Source organism: Flavisericum labens (assembly GCF_045446075.1).
GTDB lineage: Bacteria > Bacteroidota > Bacteroidia > Flavobacteriales > Flavobacteriaceae > Flavisericum > Flavisericum labens.
Window position 1 is genome coordinate 291313 of record NZ_JBJJBQ010000002.1, and the last position, 18552, is coordinate 309864.

General features: G+C 36.9%; 13 protein-coding genes. 12 read left to right on the forward strand and 1 reads right to left on the reverse strand.

The genetic code is table 11. From position 1 onward, the window contains the following. The first annotated feature begins 5 nt into the window (after nucleotides 1-5). From ACIEHO_RS04955 to ACIEHO_RS05010, 12 genes are all read left to right on the forward strand, one after another. Nucleotides 6-1022 carry an XdhC family protein gene (locus ACIEHO_RS04955; RefSeq protein ID WP_406969266.1) on the forward strand — a complete coding sequence of 339 codons (1017 nt, stop codon included), beginning with the start codon at nucleotides 6-8 and terminating at the stop codon, nucleotides 1020-1022. Nucleotides 1023-1033: 11 nt separating this feature from the next. Continuing rightward, entirely contained in the window at nucleotides 1034-1651 is a 618-nt protein-coding gene (locus ACIEHO_RS04960) for a nucleotidyltransferase family protein (protein WP_406969268.1), read from the forward strand. Between the two features lie 3 nt (nucleotides 1652-1654). Beyond that, nucleotides 1655-3949, forward strand: a complete 2295-nt coding sequence (locus ACIEHO_RS04965; RefSeq protein WP_406969270.1) for an FdhF/YdeP family oxidoreductase — start codon at nucleotides 1655-1657, stop codon at nucleotides 3947-3949. Between the two features lie 158 nt (nucleotides 3950-4107). Beyond that, nucleotides 4108-6627, forward strand: coding sequence for a nitrite reductase large subunit NirB (gene nirB / locus ACIEHO_RS04970; protein ID WP_406969272.1), 2520 nt, complete (start codon nucleotides 4108-4110; stop codon nucleotides 6625-6627). Between the two features lie 27 nt (nucleotides 6628-6654). After that, nucleotides 6655-7032 carry a nitrite reductase small subunit NirD gene (gene nirD / locus ACIEHO_RS04975; protein ID WP_406969274.1) on the forward strand — a complete coding sequence of 126 codons (378 nt, stop codon included), beginning with the start codon at nucleotides 6655-6657 and terminating at the stop codon, nucleotides 7030-7032. Nucleotides 7033-7056: 24 nt separating this feature from the next. Continuing rightward, nucleotides 7057-7641, forward strand: coding sequence for a DUF4202 domain-containing protein (locus ACIEHO_RS04980; protein ID WP_406969276.1), 585 nt, complete (start codon nucleotides 7057-7059; stop codon nucleotides 7639-7641). Between the two features lie 11 nt (nucleotides 7642-7652). Next, nucleotides 7653-9467: an ATP-binding protein gene (locus ACIEHO_RS04985; protein WP_406969278.1), complete on the forward strand. Its 1815-nt coding sequence runs from the start codon at nucleotides 7653-7655 to the stop codon at nucleotides 9465-9467. A gap of 86 nt (nucleotides 9468-9553) precedes the next feature. After that, complete coding sequence (locus ACIEHO_RS04990; RefSeq protein WP_406969280.1) at nucleotides 9554-10219, forward strand: response regulator transcription factor; 666 nt, start codon at nucleotides 9554-9556, stop codon at nucleotides 10217-10219. Between the two features lie 182 nt (nucleotides 10220-10401). After that, on the forward strand, nucleotides 10402-11823 hold the full coding sequence (locus tag ACIEHO_RS04995) for an MFS transporter (RefSeq protein WP_406969282.1): 1422 nt from the start codon (nucleotides 10402-10404) through the stop codon (nucleotides 11821-11823). A 155-nt stretch (nucleotides 11824-11978) separates the two neighbouring features. Further along, entirely contained in the window at nucleotides 11979-15500 is a 3522-nt protein-coding gene (locus ACIEHO_RS05000) for a molybdopterin-dependent oxidoreductase (protein WP_406969284.1), read from the forward strand. Beyond that, nucleotides 15500-16936 (forward strand): rubredoxin, encoded by a 1437-nt coding sequence (locus ACIEHO_RS05005; RefSeq protein ID WP_406969286.1) that lies wholly within the window; start codon nucleotides 15500-15502, stop codon nucleotides 16934-16936. The genes ACIEHO_RS05000 and ACIEHO_RS05005 overlap by 1 nt, the downstream gene beginning before the upstream one ends. Before the next feature lie 166 nt (nucleotides 16937-17102). Continuing rightward, nucleotides 17103-17486, forward strand: coding sequence for an Hsp20/alpha crystallin family protein (locus ACIEHO_RS05010; RefSeq protein WP_406969288.1), 384 nt, complete (start codon nucleotides 17103-17105; stop codon nucleotides 17484-17486). On the opposite strand, the gene moaA is transcribed toward ACIEHO_RS05010, so the two are convergent. After that, the gene (gene moaA / locus ACIEHO_RS05015) at nucleotides 17483-18490 is read right to left on the reverse strand and encodes a GTP 3',8-cyclase MoaA (RefSeq protein ID WP_406969290.1); all 1008 of its coding nucleotides are present in this window, start codon (nucleotides 18488-18490) and stop codon (nucleotides 17483-17485) included. The two genes, ACIEHO_RS05010 and moaA, sit on opposite strands and share 4 nt — an antisense overlap. Between the last annotated feature and the right edge of the window lie 62 nt (nucleotides 18491-18552).

An 18552-nucleotide genomic window follows, 5' to 3' on the forward strand; every position in this document is an offset into this window, starting at 1 on the left:
AAGATATGACGCACGAATTCAAAGAAATCGTTCTACGAGCATTACAGGCTCAAAAAAGTAAGCTTAAGTCAGTGCTTGTTACGGTTGTAGGACTAGACGGTTCATCTTATAGAAGACCTGGTGTTAGAATGCTCATTCTTGAGAACGGAGAAATGATTGGTGCGGTTAGTGGAGGATGCGTTGAAAAGGAAATTTTATTGCAATCTGAATCTGTTTTCAAGACTGAAGAACCAAAAATAATGACTTACGACGGTAAATATAGATTGGGTTGCGAAGGCGTTTTATATATTTTGTTGGAGTTGTTTCATCCCGATGCAACTTTCGAAAAATCTTTTAAAGATTGTCTTAAAAGCCGACATGCTTTTCAAATTCAATCATATTTCAGCAAAGAACTTGGTTCTGTTCCTGAAATGGGTTCGATCGTAAAAATAGATAATAACGATTTTTCTATTCAAGGAAAACAACTGTCAAAACCCGAACATTTAAATGTGTTCACTCAAACTATGCCACCCTGTTTTAAACTGGTTATTTTGGGTGCCGAGCATGATGCAGTTCAGTTGTGTAAATATGCGGCATTAACCGGCTGGGAGGTTACGATTGTGACTGGTCATAACGAGGCTAAAACTATTGAAAACTTCCATGGCGCGAATCAATTTTTTTCCATTTCACCCGAGGAAGTCTCAGAAATTCCTGTTGATGAGCAAACTGCTGTGGTGATAATGTCGCACAATTTTGCAAAGGATTTACGCTATTTGGTTGCTTTGGAAGAAAGCCGACCTATTTACATTGGTATTCTGGGGCCAACGAAACGCCGTGAGGATTTATTGTCTCAATTCATTGAATATTGTCCAGAAATAGATTCAGAACTTTTAGATATCATCCACGGGCCCGCTGGAATTGATATAGGCTCTGAAACGCCGCAGGAAATAGCGGTATCCATTATTTCTGAGATTTTGGCAGTTGCTAGAAAACGAGATACCATTTCGTTAAGCAAGAAAAAGGGTAAAATTCACAAAAGTTAAAAATTCATGTCATGAAAACTTTATCACCTCATGTAGCCATAGTAATATTGGCTGCCGGAGAATCTCGTCGGATGGGTGAACCCAAGCAATTGCTCTCATGGAAGAAAACTACGCTTATTGAACACGTAGTTAAAAATGTGCTAGAGGTTAATGTTAATGATGTCGCAGTCGTTTTAGGAGCTCATTACAATGAGATAAATAAACAGTTAAAAGATTACCCGGTAAAAATCATTAATAACAATTTGTGGAATAGTGGGTTAGGCCATTCTATTTCTAAAGCGGTTTTGTATTTTATGTCAAAGAAGTCTAAAATAGAGGCTTTAATGATTATTTTAGCAGACCAGCCTTTTGTTACAAGTGCTTATTTAATGAAAATGATTGATTCTTTCACACCAAATAACAAGCAGATTTTAGCAACCCAATATAATGATGGAAAGCTAGGTGTTCCTGTGCTTTTTGATAACTTTTATTTTACTGAATTGTCTGAACTAAGTAAGGATGAGGGTGCCCATTTGATTATTAAAAAAAACAAAAATTTTGTTGATATTCTGAAAGCGTCATTTGTGAATATGGATATCGATTCTAAAGAAGATTACCATAAGGCTAAAGCCCAAAATTTTAGTAAATAAAACATGAGTTCATCTCCTCAAGATAAAGCCAAAACCCCAGAGCATTTTCTGGACTTAAAAACCACAAATCCTGCGGTAAATAGTGCTGGTTTCGATGCTGTGAAGTCGGCCATTGGTCAGGTTACAAAGTACATGAAACCTGCTGATGCATTTAAGCTGTCATTAAAAATAAATCAAAAAGGAGGGTTTGATTGTCCAGGTTGCGCCTGGCCAGACCCAGACGATGAGCGTTCATCGCTGGGTGAATATTGTGAAAATGGGATGAAAGCCATTGCCGAAGAGGCTCAAAACAAAACTATTGGAACTGAGTTTTTTAGAAAACATTCTATTGATGAGTTGTCTACTTGGTCCGATTTTGAAATTGGTAAATCGGGCAGGTTGGCAGAACCGATGTTTTTGGCTAAAGGGGCATCAAACTACCAACCCATTTCTTGGGAAGAAGCATTTGAAAAGGTTGGAAAACATTTAAATAATCTTGACTCTCCTGATGAAGCCGTGTTTTACACTTCGGGCAGAACCACTAATGAAGCGGCATTTTTATATCAACTTTTCGTACGTGAGTTTGGTACATCAAATTTACCCGATTGTTCTAATATGTGCCATGAGGCAAGTGGGAAGGCGCTTACCGAAACCTTAGGTATTGGAAAGGGTTCAGTAACTTTAGATGATTTGTATAAGGCTGAGGTGGTAGTGGTCATTGGTCAAAATCCGGGCACCAATCACCCCAGAATGCTCACCGCACTCGAAGAATGCAAAAAAAATGGAGGTAAAATTATAGCCATCAATCCGTTGCCCGAGGCTGGTTTGATAAAATTTACTAATCCGCAGAGTCCCATAAAAATGCTCACTGGAGGAACGCAAATCACGGATGTTTTTGTCCCGATAACCATCAACGGTGATGTGGCTTTTGTAAAAGCTTTACTGCTGAAGCTTTTGGAAAAAGAAGAAGAATTGGGCAATGTATTCGATAAAGGATTTATTGAACAGCATACAAATGGATTCGACGCTTTTATTTCAGATTTAAAAACTTATAATTTCATTGATTGCCTTAATGCTTCTGGTGTTTCAAGAGAAATATTTGAAGAAGTTTTCAATATCATACTAAACAACAATAAAATTATATGTTGTTGGGCGATGGGCTTGACGCAACACGAAAATGCGGTTGATAATATACGCGAACTTGTCAATTTGTTGTTATTAAAGGGTAGCATCGGGAAAGAAGGAGCGGGCACTTGTCCCGTTCGTGGCCATAGTAATGTTCAAGGGGACAGAACTGTCGGTATTTGGGAAGCTGCACCTCAAGCATTTTTAGATAAAATTGAAGCCAAATACGGATTCAAGCCAAGTTCAAACCACGGCTATTCAGTGATTGATGCTATTAGAGCCATGTATGAAAACAAAGCTAAAGTATTTTTTGGTTTAGGCGGGAATTTTATCTCGGCTGTTCCTGATACGTATTATTCTGCACAGGCTCTGGCCAATTGTAGTTTAACCGTTCATGTGAGTACGAAATTAAATCGTTCACATTTGGTAACGGGCAAAGAGGCACTTATTTTGCCATGTTTGGGGCGTACCGAGAAAGATTATCAAAAAACGGGGCTTCAAATTCAATCTGTAGAAAACTCTATGGGAATTGTGTCTTCCACTAAAGGCGTTTTAGAGCCATGTTCAAAATGGCTCTTAAGTGAGGTTGCTGTGGTGTGCGGTGTTGCTAATGCGAGTTTAAAGGGACGCTCTAACATAAATTGGTTGGCCTACAAAGATAACTATAACCTAGTGAGGAGTGATATCGCTGAGGTTGTTGACGGTTTCATGAATTACAATGAGCGCATTAAAGAGCCATCCGGATTTTATTTGCCAAACGGAGCACGAGTTAGAAAGTTCAAAACTAAAACAGGAAAAGCCAATTTTTCGATTAATAAACTTCCGGAATGGAAATTAAAAAATAACGAATTGATTATGATGACCATTCGCAGTCATGACCAATTCAACACTACAATATATGGTTTAGATGATAGATATCGCGGCATTTTTAACGAACGACGCATCATATTTATGAACCAAGAAGATATGAAAACTCGCAATTTAGAAGACCAACAAGTGGTTGATTTGAAGTCGGTTTTTAACAACGTCACTAGAACCGTTAAAAATTTTAAAGTGGTGGCATACGATATCCCAAAAAACTGTTGTGCTACTTATTTTCCAGAAACCAATCCGCTTGTGCCGCTCGATAACTTTGCACATACTGCAAAAACACCCGCTTCAAAGAGTATTGTAATAACCATTGAAGTAGTTTAAGGTTTCATCAAAAACCAATCCTTTAAATTTTCTAAAAACCAATTATCATCATTTGAATTTGAGAAAACTTCAATAATTAGCGTTCTACGTAAAATTCTTAGTATAAATAAATTATAATTAAGTATAAATACTTAGATTTGCCTTATAAATACTTAGATATGCAAAAAATTATTGTAGTTGGAAACGGTATGGTTGGTTATAAATTCTGCGAAAAATTAGTAGAACAACCTGAAAGTAAGAACTTTAAAATTACTGTTTTTGGTGAAGAACCAAGACCAGCTTATGATAGGGTTCATTTAAGTGAGTACTTTGAAAACAAGGATGCCAAAGCATTAGAAATGGCACCTCGTGAGTGGTATGAAGAGCATGGTATTGAATTGGTAACAGGTGAGCGCATTACTGATATTCATAGGTCTTCAAAAAAAGTAACTTCCACAAAAGATATCAATTATAAATATGATTATTTAGTATTGGCAACGGGGTCGTTACCTTTTGTTCCCAATATTGAGGGTATAGAGAAAAAAGGTGTTTTTGTTTACCGTACAATTGAAGATTTGGAGGGTATGCTTGCGTATGCTGATAAAATTCAAGAAGGGAGAGAAGAAAAAGTAAAAGCCGCTGTTTTGGGTGGTGGACTGTTGGGTTTAGAAGCGGCTAAAGCTGTTATGGATATGGGGTTTGAGCCTCATGTAGTGGAGTTTGCGCCTAAACTAATGCCTAGACAATTGGATACTCGAGGTAGTAAAGTACTTCAAGAAAAGATAGAATCTATTGGTATAAACGTTCATTTATCAAAAGCCACCAACAAAATATTGGGAGAGAAGGCCATTACTGGAATGGAGTTCGGCGAATATGATAAAATTGATGTTGAAATGCTTGTCGTTTCTGCGGGTATTAGACCAAGAGATGAGTTGGCTAAAACCTGTGGTCTTGAAATGGGTACGCGTGGCGGTATTGTAGTAAACAATAAAATGCAAACTTCAGACCCGGAAATTTTTGCTATTGGTGAAGTGGCGCTGTTGAACCAAATGATTTATGGTTTAGTGGCACCGGGGTACGATATGGCCGATGTTGCTGTAAAACAAATTTTGGGCAATACGGATGTGGTGATGAACGATGATATCGACATGTCTACCAAACTTAAACTTATCGGTGTTGACGTGGCGAGTTACGGTGTGCCTTTTATGCCGGTTGAAAAAGGCTATTCCATTATTTTTGAAAATAAAACTAAAAATCTTTATAAGCGTATAAACATTAGCCATGATGGAAAAAAATTACTTGGGGGTATTCTAATAGGTGATGCTTCCGATTATAATATGTTCCATCAAATATATTTAAATGGGTTGCCAATACCTGAAGATGCCGAAGAATTGGTAATTGGTGCTAGGGGAGAAGGCGACTCTTCTTTTGGAAGTGTTTTGGATATTCCAGATGCGGCTCAGGTTTGTTCTTGCGAAAGTGTTACCAAAGGCGATATTTGCTGTTCTATTACAGATGGTGACAGCCAAAATCTAGGAGATGTTATCGAAAAAACCAAAGCAACTACAGGTTGTGGAGGTTGTAAGCCGATGGTGGTAGATTTAGTAAACGAAACGCTTAAATCACTTGGACAAGAGGTTAAAGAAGTGCTTTGTGAGCATTTTAGTTTTAGCCGTCAGGAGCTTTACGATTTAATAAAAGTAAACGAAGTTGCAGATTACGAAGAGGCTTTAAACTTATTTGGTGAAGGTCACGGTTGCGAGGTTTGTAAGCCGGCATTGGCTTCCATTTTTGCAACAATAACTATGGAAACACCAAATAAACAACCTGTTATTCAAGATACCAATGATAGGTTTTTAGCGAATATACAGCGTAATGGAACTTACTCTATAGTACCGCGAGTTGCTGGAGGTGAAATTACCCCCGAACATTTAATTGTACTGGGTGAAGTTGCAAAAAAATATGATTTATATACTAAGATTACCGGTGGACAGCGTATTGATTTATTCGGAGCGCAAATTCACGAATTGCCATTAATTTGGAAAGAATTGATTGATGCTGGTTTTGAAAGTGGCCATGCTTACGGAAAATCATTGAGAACTGTAAAAAGTTGTGTAGGTTCTACTTGGTGCCGTTACGGTATGCACGAAAGTGTAAGCTTTGCCATCGAGATAGAAAATAGATATAAAGGATTACGTTCGCCACATAAATTAAAAGGTGGGGTTTCTGGATGTATTAGAGAGTGTGCCGAGGCCAGAGGTAAAGATTTCGGACTCATTGCTGTTGAAGGAGGCTGGAACCTATACGTTTGCGGAAACGGTGGGGCAACTCCAAAACATGCTATATTGTTTGCCGAGCAACTGGATGATGAAACCGCCATAAAATACTTAGATAGATTTTTAATGTTCTATATAAAAACGGCAGGGCCATTGGTGAGAACAGCACCGTGGTTGGATAAGCTTGAAGGAGGTATAGAGTATTTAAAACAAGTGGTTATTGAGGATTCGTTAGGTATTGCCGAGGAACTTGAGCACGAAATGCAAGGTCTTATTGGTAAATATGAATGCGAATGGAAACAAGCTATAGAAAATCCAGAAATGATGAAACGCTTCAGGCATTTTGTTAACTCTGATGATACAGACGATAACTTGGTGTTTGTGCCTATGAGAGAGCAAAAAATGCCAAAAGCTTGGAATTAAAAATCAGTAAAAAAACACATTGTAATTATGCAAGATATTCTAGAACAGTACAAAACAGTCGCTGAACCCGATGTTAAAGAATGGTTTAAAGTAGGTTTGGTTGGAGATTTTCCAGAAAACAGTGGGGCTTGTATTAAGTACAAAACCAAACAAATTGCGGTTTATAATTTTTCGAGAACCAATAAATGGTATGCTTGCCAGAATTTATGTCCGCATAAAATGGAAATGGTTTTGTCATTAGGGATGATTGGCGATAAGGACGGTATACCAAAGGTCGCTTGCCCAATGCATAAAAAGAATTTTTCTTTGGAGGACGGAAATAATCTTGGCGGCGAAGATTTAAAAATTGCAACTTATCCTGTTAAAATTGAAGAAGGAAATGTGTATATTGGCTTTTCAGATTGATGATAAGTACAAAATACACTGAATATGAAACCGACCAGATTTGAAACAGCGATAGCACTAATAGACGAAAAAAACAGCCAAGACACTAATACTTATGATGTGTTTGGACTAAACTACCCTAAGGAACTTTTGTATTCTCAGCGTATGACGCGTAAGCTTTTGCAATTTGAACCCAATGCTTCGAAAGCATTACAAATTGCAGCGCGGGCCCAACATATTTGCCGATGGAAAATTGGTAGGGACGAATACCCAATGGATCGAGTGGGTTATTTAAAATGGCGTGAAACTTTGAAAAAAATGCATGCAGAACTCACATCCGAAATTTTAAATCAAGTGGGCTACGACCAACAGTTTGTAGACCGTGTTTCATTCTTAATAAACAAAAAACTCATTAAGAAAAATGAGGAGACACAAACTTTGGAAGACACTATTTGTTTGGTGTTTTTAGATTATTATTTTGAAGAGTTTGCTGCCAAACATGAGGATGATAAAGTTATTGATATTTTGAAAAAAACATGGGTTAAAATGTCTGAAAGAGGCCATGAGGAAGCACTGAAGTTGCCGTTTTCAGATAAAGGCCTGTCTCTCGTTAAAAGAGCGATTTCTTAAACTATAAACAGATGTCAAAAAGCGGTAATTCATTAGACCAACGTACGTTTGATAAATTAAGCCGTTTATATATTATTGCTTTAAGCACTATTGCCGTTTCGGTAATTGCTAGCCAAATTCTTATACGAAAACACTTAAACGACCAACAGAGTGATTCTACTGTAATCAATGTGGCCGGTAGACAGCGTATGCTCAGCCAGAAACTCACTAAAGATGTGGTTTCAATATCGGCAGAACCCAATTTGGAAAAAAGGTTACTCCTTAAAGATAAGATAAAAGAAACCCTTCATCTTTGGGAGGTTTCACATTACGCGCTTCAACGTGGAAATGATAGTTTGGGCTTGCCTAAAAAAAATAGTAAGGCGGTCAGTCAGAAATTTTATTCTTTAAATCCAGTTTTTGATACTATTTCAAGCGCCACCAAGGCCATTATAGAGAAGATTGAAAATATACCACCTTTGCCGGTTAGTACGTTTAGTGCTGATATTGAGAAGGTAAAGGCTAATGAAGCTGGTTTTCTAGCTATGATGGATGATATTGTTAATCAATATGATCAGGAAGCTGACGAAAAAGTTGATTGGCTGCGCAACCTCGAGATTTGGCTAATGTGTTTTACCTTACTCATTTTATTGGGTGAGTTTATGTTTATTTTCTGGCCCACAGCGAAAAGCGTTAGAAATACTTTAGCAGAATTATTGTCGGCTGAAAAGCGTGCCAAGAAAATGGCCATGGATGCTGATAAATTGAGCATTTCAAAAGAAAAGTCTATTAAGGAATTGCGTGCGCTTAGTCACGCCATGGACGAAACACTATTGTTCGCCAGGGTTTTGCCTAATGGACAGGTCGTGCATATGGGTAATAAGTTCTCAAGGTTGTTCAAGTTTTCAAAGTTTGGTGATAGCACATTGATTTGGAACGTTTTATCGAGTGTTGAAATTGAACAGTTGATTATAGAGGAGATAGTTTCCAAAAACAAAAAAACAGGTTGGCAGGGTGAGGTGAAGGCAACAGCCAAAGACGGTGATGATGTGTGGTTGGAAATGGCGATAACACCATTTAGTCCGACAGAAGATAAATCGGAATTGTTAATTATTGCATCGGAAATTACAGCACGAAAAATGGCTCAGGTAGAAATTGAACGCCTCACAAAACAAAGTTTCGAGGAGAAAATGAGCCAACAAAAAATCATCTCTAGTAAAATTATTGAAAACCAAGAAAAGGAACAAAACCGAATAGCAAAAGATGTTCACGACGGTATTGGCCAGATGTTAACTGGTTTAAAATATAATTTGGAAAGTATAGATGCAAAGGATGTTGAAAAGGCTACTGTTAAAATTGAACACCTAAAAGAACTCACATCGAACATTATAAAGGGTGTAAGAACAGCTACTTTTAATTTAACGCCCCCTGAATTAACAGACCACGGAATTGTACCAGCCATAACCAAACTCACCCATGAGTTGACTAGACTTACAGGCAAGGAAATTGTGCTTTTTAATAAAACCGATTTTAATCAAAGGTTGGATTCGTTAGCTGAAATTAATATTTATAGAATCGTTCAGGAGGCCATAAACAACGCAATTAAATATGCCGATTCTACGCATATTGTGGTGTCGCTATCGCATAGTGAAAATATTATAAGCATTGTAATTGATGATAACGGCAAGGGCTTTGAGCCTGAAAAAGTAAAAAAGATTAAAAACGGAGATGGCGGAATGGGTATGACATTTATGCGAGAACGTATAAATTATATTGGAGGTAGACTGTTTCTTAATTCTGAATTAGGAAAGGGAACGCGGGTAACCCTGAACATTCCATTAAATTAAACTACGTAGTTTAATTATGAAATACTTATTTTTGTTGCAAGCCATCCTAGTTTTACCTTTACAAGCAGGGATAAATTTAAAATATTATGAAAGAAGTTATTAATGTAGTGCTAGCAGACGATCATGTTTTGGTAAGAGACGGTATTCGGGCTCTTTTAGAAGATCAAACCGGTATTGTTGTGGTTGATGAAGCTTCAAACGGCAAAGAAGCATTGGAGATTGTAGAGCAGAATAGGCCAGATGTGTTGATTGTTGATATTAGAATGCCTGAGATGAACGGTATTGAAGTAGTTGGCGAAATTAATAAGCGTTATAAAGATGTAAAGACCTTGGTGTTGTCTATGCATGATTCAGAGGAATATGTTGTACAGGCCATTCAGGCTGGTGCTGATGGATACTTATTGAAAGGCGCTAGTAAAGAAGAGTTTTTAAAAGCTTTGAATAATGTGGCTTCGGGTGGAAAGTATTTTACTGGTGATGTTTCTGCCATAATTATGAATAATTTTGTAAACGGAAACACCAACAAAGTCGTTACTAAAAATGAACCCAAAGAAATACCTTTTAAGCTAACAAAGCGCGAGAAGCAAATACTTAAATTGGTTCTCCAGTTAAAAAACAATAAAGATATTGCTGAAGAACTTCAAATCAGCAAGCGCACGGCCGAAGTACACCGTTTTAACCTAATGAAAAAACTAGAAGTGAAGAACCTAATGGAGCTAACCAACAAAGCCAAAGAATACGAACTGGTTTAAGCATTATTATTTTAAATGAGTGATGATAATTAAAAAATCAAAACCTAAATTGACCGGTTTTACCAAATTGTCAAAAACAACATTCTAAAATTGTTAATCTGATATAAATACGTAAATACGTAAATTTTATAGACATATATTAAGTATAAATACTTAGTTTTGTACGTATAAAACAATGTATTATGTCAAATTTAACACAAACAAAGTCTACAAAGCTTAATTTATTCGACCTTAAAAACGTCTCAATACGTACATTTTGGATTACGGCCATATCATTTTTTCTGTGTTTTTTCTCATGGTTTGGTATTGTTCCTTTTATGCCAGATGTGGTTAAGGATTTAGGTCTAACTCCAGATCAAAAATGGAATTCTATTATTTTGGCTGTTTCCGGTACTGTGTTTGCACGTTTGCTTATTGGTAAATTATGTGATAAATACGGTCCGAGATTATGTTATACCTGGTTGCTTATGTTAGGGGCCATTCCTGTTATTTTATGTGGTTTAGTACAAACACCACTTCAATTTTTAATATGTAGGTTGTTTATTGGTTTTATTGGTGCTTCATTTGTAATTACTCAAGTGCATACCTCTTTAATGTTTGCGCCCAATATTGTTGGAACAGCTAATGCTACATCTGCAGGTTGGGGTAACCTTGGTGGTGGTGCTAACCGATTGGGTATGCCAATCATAGCCGCTGCGGTTGTGGGTCTTGGGGTTGCTGAAGGGAATGCTTGGAGATATTCAATGGTTATAGCTGGAGTAGTATGTTTTTTAATGGGAATTGTTTATTACTTTTTTACCCAAGATACGCCTAAAGGAAATTTTAGTGAGTTAAGAGCATCAGGTGTTGAAATAGAAAAAAAGAAAGATCAAGTAGGTTTTGCCACGGTCTTAAAAGATTATAGAACTTGGATTCTTTTCTTGGTTTATGCTGCTAGTTTTGGTATTGAACTTACGGTTTATGGCACCATGGATGATTATTTGCAAAATACATTTCAACTGGAAAGAGTTACGGCCGGAAATATTGTATTGTCCTTCGCATTAATGAATATTTTTGCTAGAACGCTTGGTGGGTTCTTTGGTGATAGATTTGGTAAATTGAAAGGATTAAGAGGAAGGGTGTTGTTTCTATCTGGAATTTTAGCTTTGCAAGGTGTTATGCTCATGACGTTTTCTACAACAACAAGTCTTATATTAGGAATTGTATTTTTGATATTATTTAGTTTATCGGTTCAAATGGCAGAGGGAGCAACATTTTCAGTGGTGCCCTTTATTAATAAAAAAGCTATTGGGTCAGTGTCCGGTATTGTTGGTGCTGGAGGAAATGTAGGAGCGTTTTTAGCGGCTATGTTGTTAAAATCGCAGTCTGCCGTAGCAGAAAAGGCTGCCATATCCGCAAACCAAGGTTTAGGTGAGGAAGTTGTAAAGGCAGCGCAATCAGCCGCATCATCAACAGCTGTATCTTCGGGTTATTTTATTATTGGTATTGTGGTGTTGATAGCGGCTGTTTCGGCATTGGCTATTAAGTTTTCTACTGAAGAAGAAAGCGCCGAAACTTCAGCTTTAAAAGTTACAGAAAAAGACTTGATTCCTGTAAAGTCATAATATGGAAAAAAGTGTGCGCAAATAGCCAAATTATAGCGTGAAATTTTACGGATTGAAAAATTATTAAGCTCTTTTTTAGGGTATCAAGAATAATGTGTTAAGCATTTGTTTTCTGTTCATAAAATGTATTACTTAGTATAAAAATGTTGGTTTAAATGGTAAAAAGCGAAGTAAAAACAACGTGTTCTTATTGTGGTGTAGGTTGCGGTATTGTTGTTAAAAAAGACAATAACGATAAAGTTTTTGTTGAAGGCGACAAAGACCATCCTGTAAATAAGGGTATGCTATGTTCTAAAGGCATGAACCTTCATTACGTTGCTAATGATGTTTCTGATAGGGTTTTATATCCCGAAATGCGTTGGAGCCGTTCGCACCCTCGTGAGCGGGTTAGTTGGGACGATGCTTTAGACAGGGCGGCAAGCGTTTTTAAATCCATAATAAAAAAACACGGACCGGATAGTGTTGGCTTTTATGTATCTGGTCAAAGTTTAACCGAAGAGTACTACATTGCAAACAAACTTACCAAAGGATTTTTAGGAACCAACAACATCGATACCAATTCACGTTTGTGTATGAGTTCCGCAGTAGTAGGTTATAAGAAAGTATTTGGAGAAGACAGCGTGCCTATTTCTTATGAAGATATTGAGTTGGCAGATTGTTTTTTAATTACTGGTGCAAACCCAGCTTGGTGTCACCCGATTTTATTTAGACGAATTGAGAAGCGAAAGGAAGAAAATCCCGAAGTAAAAATCATAGTAGTCGATCCTCGAAAAACAGACTCAGCAAACTTTGCCGATCTGCATTTGCAATTACTTCCTGGAACCGATGTAGTTCTTTATAACGCTATTGGCAGATGTCTTTACAAACGCGGTTTAATTGACGAAGATTTTATAAATAAGCACACCGAAGGTTTCGACGATTATAAAGATTTAATTTTTAAGACTTCTTTAAAACAAGCGTCGAAATTATGTGGTGTTCCAGAAAAAGATATACGAAAAGCAGCTGATATTATTGGGCTTTCAAAAGGTTTTATAAGTATGTGGGCCATGGGGCTTAACCAAAGTGTGGTGGGTACCGATAAAAATGTCTCGTTATTAAACCTTTCACTTATTACCGGAAAAATCGGGAAACCAGGTTCTGGTCCATTTTCCTTAACTGGTCAACCTAATGCTATGGGTGGTCGAGAAGTTGGAGGTATGGCCAACCTTTTAGCAGTCCATAAGGATTTAATGAATGAGGAGCACCGAAGAGAAGTTGCCCAATTTTGGGGGGTTGATAAAATTAACCCGAAACCCGGATTGACAGCTACCGAAATGTTTGATGCGCTTGAAAGCGGAAAAATGAAGGCCGTTTGGATTGCTTGTACCAACCCGTTGGTGAGTATGCCCAATACTCATCGTATTGAAAAAGCCATGAAAAATGCTAAGTTTGTGGTGGTTCAGGATATTTCACATAAATCAGATACAGTGGCTCATGCTGATTTGGTTTTACCTGCAGCGGCATGGTTGGAAAAAGAAGGAACCATGACGAATTCTGAACGTAGAATTTCATATTTACCCAAAGAAATAAATGCGCCAGGGGAAGCGAGGCCAGATGTTGAAATATTTTGTGATTTTGCACGTAGAATGGGCTTTAGAGGGTTTAACTACAACAACTCCGAAGAAATTTACGATGAGTACGCAGCCATGACAAAAGGCACTAATATTGATGTTTCATTTTTAAATTACGAACGACTAAAAACCGAAGGCACATTTCAATGGCCAGTGCCAGAGTACAGGCACAAAGGAACGCCAAGGCTTTTTGAAGATAGAAAGTTTTACACGCCCTCGCAAAAGGCCCAGTTTAATATACCAAGCCATATCGAAAACACCTCGGTACAGCCCAATGATGATTTTCCGTTGATATTAACTACTGGAAGAGTGCGCGATCAATGGCATACCATGACCAAAACAGGTAAGGTGTCGCGATTAAAAACGCATTACCCAACACCTGTTCTTGAGATAAATCCAGTTGATGCTTATTTAAACAAGGTTAAAGATGGTAATATAACCGAAATTAAAAGTGAAAATGGTGTAGTAAGGGTACGAGCAAAAGTAACCGACGATATTAAAAAAGGCGTTGTGTTTTTACCAATGCACTGGGGCAAACAGCTTCAGAGCGATTTGAATCGGACTAACAATTTAACCAATACCCATGTAGACCCCACTTCTAAGGAACCCGATTTTAAATTCACTCGTGTATCGGTTTCAAAATATAAAAAACAGACCGAAAAAATTATTATAGCAGGTGCTGGTGCAGCGGCTTTCAGGTTCGTTCAAAATTATAGAGAATTTAACGAAGTCGACGAAATACATGTGTTTTCAAAAGAACCCAATTTGTTTTACAACAGGGTGTTGTTGCCAGAGTATGTAACTGAAGAATTAAGTTGGGAGCAGTTATTGAAAATCAAACAAAAGGAATTGTCTAAACTGAATATTCATTGTCACCCCGAAACGTACATAACAGATATCGATAAGCAAAATAAAATTGTTACCGATAGCAGTAATGAATCGCATACTTTCGATAAACTTATTCTAGCAACAGGAAGTCGAGCATTTATCCCAAAAGATGTTCAAATTGATTTGCCAGGCCGCTTTACCATGCGAAACAAAAGAGATGCCGACGAGTTTAAGGCTTATTTAGATGCTACAGGATTGCCTCCTGAAGAGCAGCATGTAGTTATTGTTGGAGGTGGTTTGTTAGGTTTGGAATTGGCCGCAGCCATGAAACATAAAAATGTAAAAATAACCATAGTTCAACGTGGCTCGCGTTTAATGGAGCGCCAGTTGGATAAGGTGTCCAGTAAATTATTGGCTTTAGATGTGCAAGAACGTGGCATTCAAATATATTTTGATAATGAGGTAAGCACTGTGTTTGATGATGAAGATACAGGGGAGCTAAACATCACTTTGAAAAGCGGAAAATTAATAACAGCAAACGCCATTGTTTATGCTATTGGAACCATTCCAAATATTGAAATTGCTAGAGAAAATGGTATAGCTTGTAGTAGAGGCGTTAAGGTCAATCAGCATTTGCAATCATCGCATCCTGATATTTTTGCAATAGGTGAAATTGCAGAGTTTAATAATCAGTTGTTCGGAATTACGTCTGCAGCAGAAGAGCAGGCCAATATTTTGGCTAACTTTATTGCTGGTGATATCAGTTGTTCTTATAACGGATCGGTGTTGATGAACATTTTGAAGTTTAACGATTTAAACCTGTGTAGTATTGGTGAAATTAGCGTTCCTGAAAATGACGATAGTTATGAGGAAATCATTTTTACCGATATTAAAAAACGCTATTATAAAAAGTGTATTGTTAAAGACGATTTATTGATTGGTGCGGTTTTAATGGGCGATAAAAATGAATTTGCCGAATTTAAAACCATGATAGAGAGTAAAATTGAAATGGCCGAAAAACGAGAGACCTTATTGCGAGGTTCTTCAAATAATGAGCCTGTAGTTGGTAAATTGGTTTGTTCGTGTAGTCAAGTAGGTGAAGGGAATATTGAAGAAGCCATTGCTAAAGGATGCGCCGATTTTACTGAACTTTGTAATAAAACAGGTGCAGGATTGGGTTGCGGAAGTTGTAAAACAGAAGTTAGGGAAATTCTTAATAATTCAAAAGTATTAGCATAATGGAAGAACCATACAGATTAAGAATAAATGGTGGTGTGCTTTCGCCTGGAGAACTCAAATATATTTGTGAAGCGGCAGAAGGACTGGGTTTAGATGCTATATCTTTTGGTTCTCGCCAAGACATTATTTTTCCTGAGGCAATAGACGAAAGTAAGTTCAGTCAGTTTGATAAAATCAAATTCGTTAAACCCAGAAGAGATGGTGTTGAGAACATTGCTTCTTCGTATGTTTCTGCTGAGATTTTGCCTAGTACCTCTTGGCTTACCAGTGATAGGTATTTGTATGTCATTGAGCAGTTTAAGCATAAACCAAAATTACGAATCAACGTTACTGACCCTAAACAGCGTTTGGTGCCATTATTTACGGGTAATATAAATTTTATTGCATCAGAACATGAAGATTACTGGTATCTCTATGTAAGGCTTCCCGAATGGAAAAATACGGTGATGTATCCAGCGCTTATTTATAGTTGGGATATGGATAAGATAGAACATGCTATTGAAAGTGTATTACAAGAAGAGCCAGAAGATGTTGAGACCCTTTTTGAATTGGTAAGCGATGCTGTTGATACCAATAATAGAACCGTTGATAAGCCGTTGGATGTGCCATTTTACCCATTTCCTTATTACGAAGGCATGAACAGAATTGGTACCGATAGGTATTGGCTCGGACTTTACTGGCGTAATAATCGTTACGATTTAAAGTTCTTAAAAGCCATGTGCGATTTGTGTTCCGATAATAAAATTGGGAAAATATCCATTACACCATGGAAATCGTTTATCGTTAAAGGTATTCCTCAAAAGCATAAACTGCAATGGGAGAAATTTTTGGGTAAATTCGGAATCAATGTTCGACATTCAATGTTGGAAATGAACTGGCATTTACCTGTTAACGATAAGGGTGCTCTTAATTTAAAAAAATATCTGGTTACCAATTTCGACCAAAACGATATTAGCACCTACGGATTAACATTCGGAATTACCAGTTTCGATAGCGATACCTATAATTTTACTTCTATTGTTATTGAAAAAAACAAGAAGCCGGAATCTATAGGTGGTTTTAAAATTAGAGATACCTACAACCTGTTATACGCAAAAAATTTCGACCCGAATACCAGGGATTATATTTTACACGTGCAAGATGTCGATATGGTAGAATTGCCTGGCTTGCTCATGGAATTGAGTCAGTTGTATTTTGAACAACTGGGAACTGAAAGGGAAGATGGCGAAGATTTAAGAACAATAAAAGAATCTATTGAAGAGGAAGTGTATCAATGCGAAGAATGTCTTACCATTTACAATGAAGTTTATGGTGACATAACTCAAAATATCCTGCCAAACACAACTTTTGAAAATTTACCAGAAACTTACCAATGTTCAATTTGCGAGGCACCAAAAAGTAGTTTTAAACCAAAAGTGTTGCATAAGGAAGTTTAAATTAACCAGGTTTAATAACCTGATAAGGCTAGTTCGTTAAGAAATTATTAAATGTTTGATTTTTATTGTTTTGATGAAGGTTTTAATGTAACTTTAAGATGAACTATTCTAGGTAGATATATTCTATTCTATACCTCTTTAAGACATCATTTTTAATTCTTTTATTATGTCCCCTATTAACATTCAGGCGTCCAAAAGACGTGCAAACTACACATCAAATTATAATTCACAAAATAAGCCTAGCAAGAATAATATTAAAGTTCAGGAAACCCGAACAGGATTTCATTATGAATTAAAAATTCCTGGATATGTTAGGGAAGATTTTAATTTTTACGTATCAGGAAAAGACTTAGTTGTTACTACAGAGAAGAGTAAAACCACTATTTCTGAAAATAGAGACGGAGGAAAAAGCAATCACAATTATTGCTATCCTTCAGCGTATTTTAAAATAAAGATTCCGTTACCAAGCAATATTGTCAGTAATAAGATAACTGTAAAATATGAGGAAGAAGTATTGTCTTTTAATTTGTTTAAAATCAGTTCATATTAGCCCCCTATAGCAATCATACTTCGATTGTTATTGTGTAATTTTGGTTCTTTTAATTTTTTAAGCGTATCCATACCGCCTCGCATTTTTAGCTTGGCGCTAACCGCTTTATTAATGATGGGCTCAATAGGTTTTCCAGCTCGGAAGGTTGTTAGTAAATTGGATTCTGATGAAGAAAACAAACAGTTTTTTAATTGTCCGTTGGCCGTCAAGCGCAACCTATTGCATGAATCGCAAAACGGATTGGTAACAGAACTTATTACAGCGAAACTACCTTTATAACCTTTTATCTTATAGTTTTTTGAAGTATCGTTTGGTGCATCTTTTAGTCTTACAATTTCACCTTCACTAAAAGAAGCATTGACATGTTCCATGACTTCAGCGTACGATACCATTTTGCTCATATCCCATTTATTGCCATCAAAAGGCATAAATTCTATAAACCGAACGGAAACAGGTAAATCTTTAGTGAAATTTATAAAATCGATGATTTCATTGTCGTTGAATCCTTTCATTAAAACCGCATTCACTTTAACGGTAAACCCTTCTTTAACCAACAATAAAATATTGTCGTAAACTTTTTTGAATTCGTTTCGACGGGTAATGTGTTTAAATTTAGTTTCATTTAGCGAATCCAAACTCACATTGATTTTGTTGACACCATTCAACTTTAAAACGTCAATAAATTTATCGATTATAACGGCATTTGACGTTATGGAAAGCTCAACGGGAAGCGTGGCTAACTTTTCTAGTACAACAGGAAAATCTTTTCTAACCAAAGGTTCGCCACCGGTTAATCTGATTTTTGTAACCCCATGTTTAACAAAGGTTTTGGCTATTTCGCAAATCTCTTCATAAGTCATTAAGTGACTCTTGGGAGTTAATGGAATGCCTTCAGCAGGCATACAATATGAACAGCGTAGATTGCACCTTTCAATTAATGAAATGCGCAAATAGGTGTGGTCTCTGCCAAACTTATCTTGTAATATGTTATTATTTTCGTTCATTTCTTCGCTCTGTTTAATTTTTGAATCGCTGAGCTGTGTAATCGGTTAAACGACTTAATGAC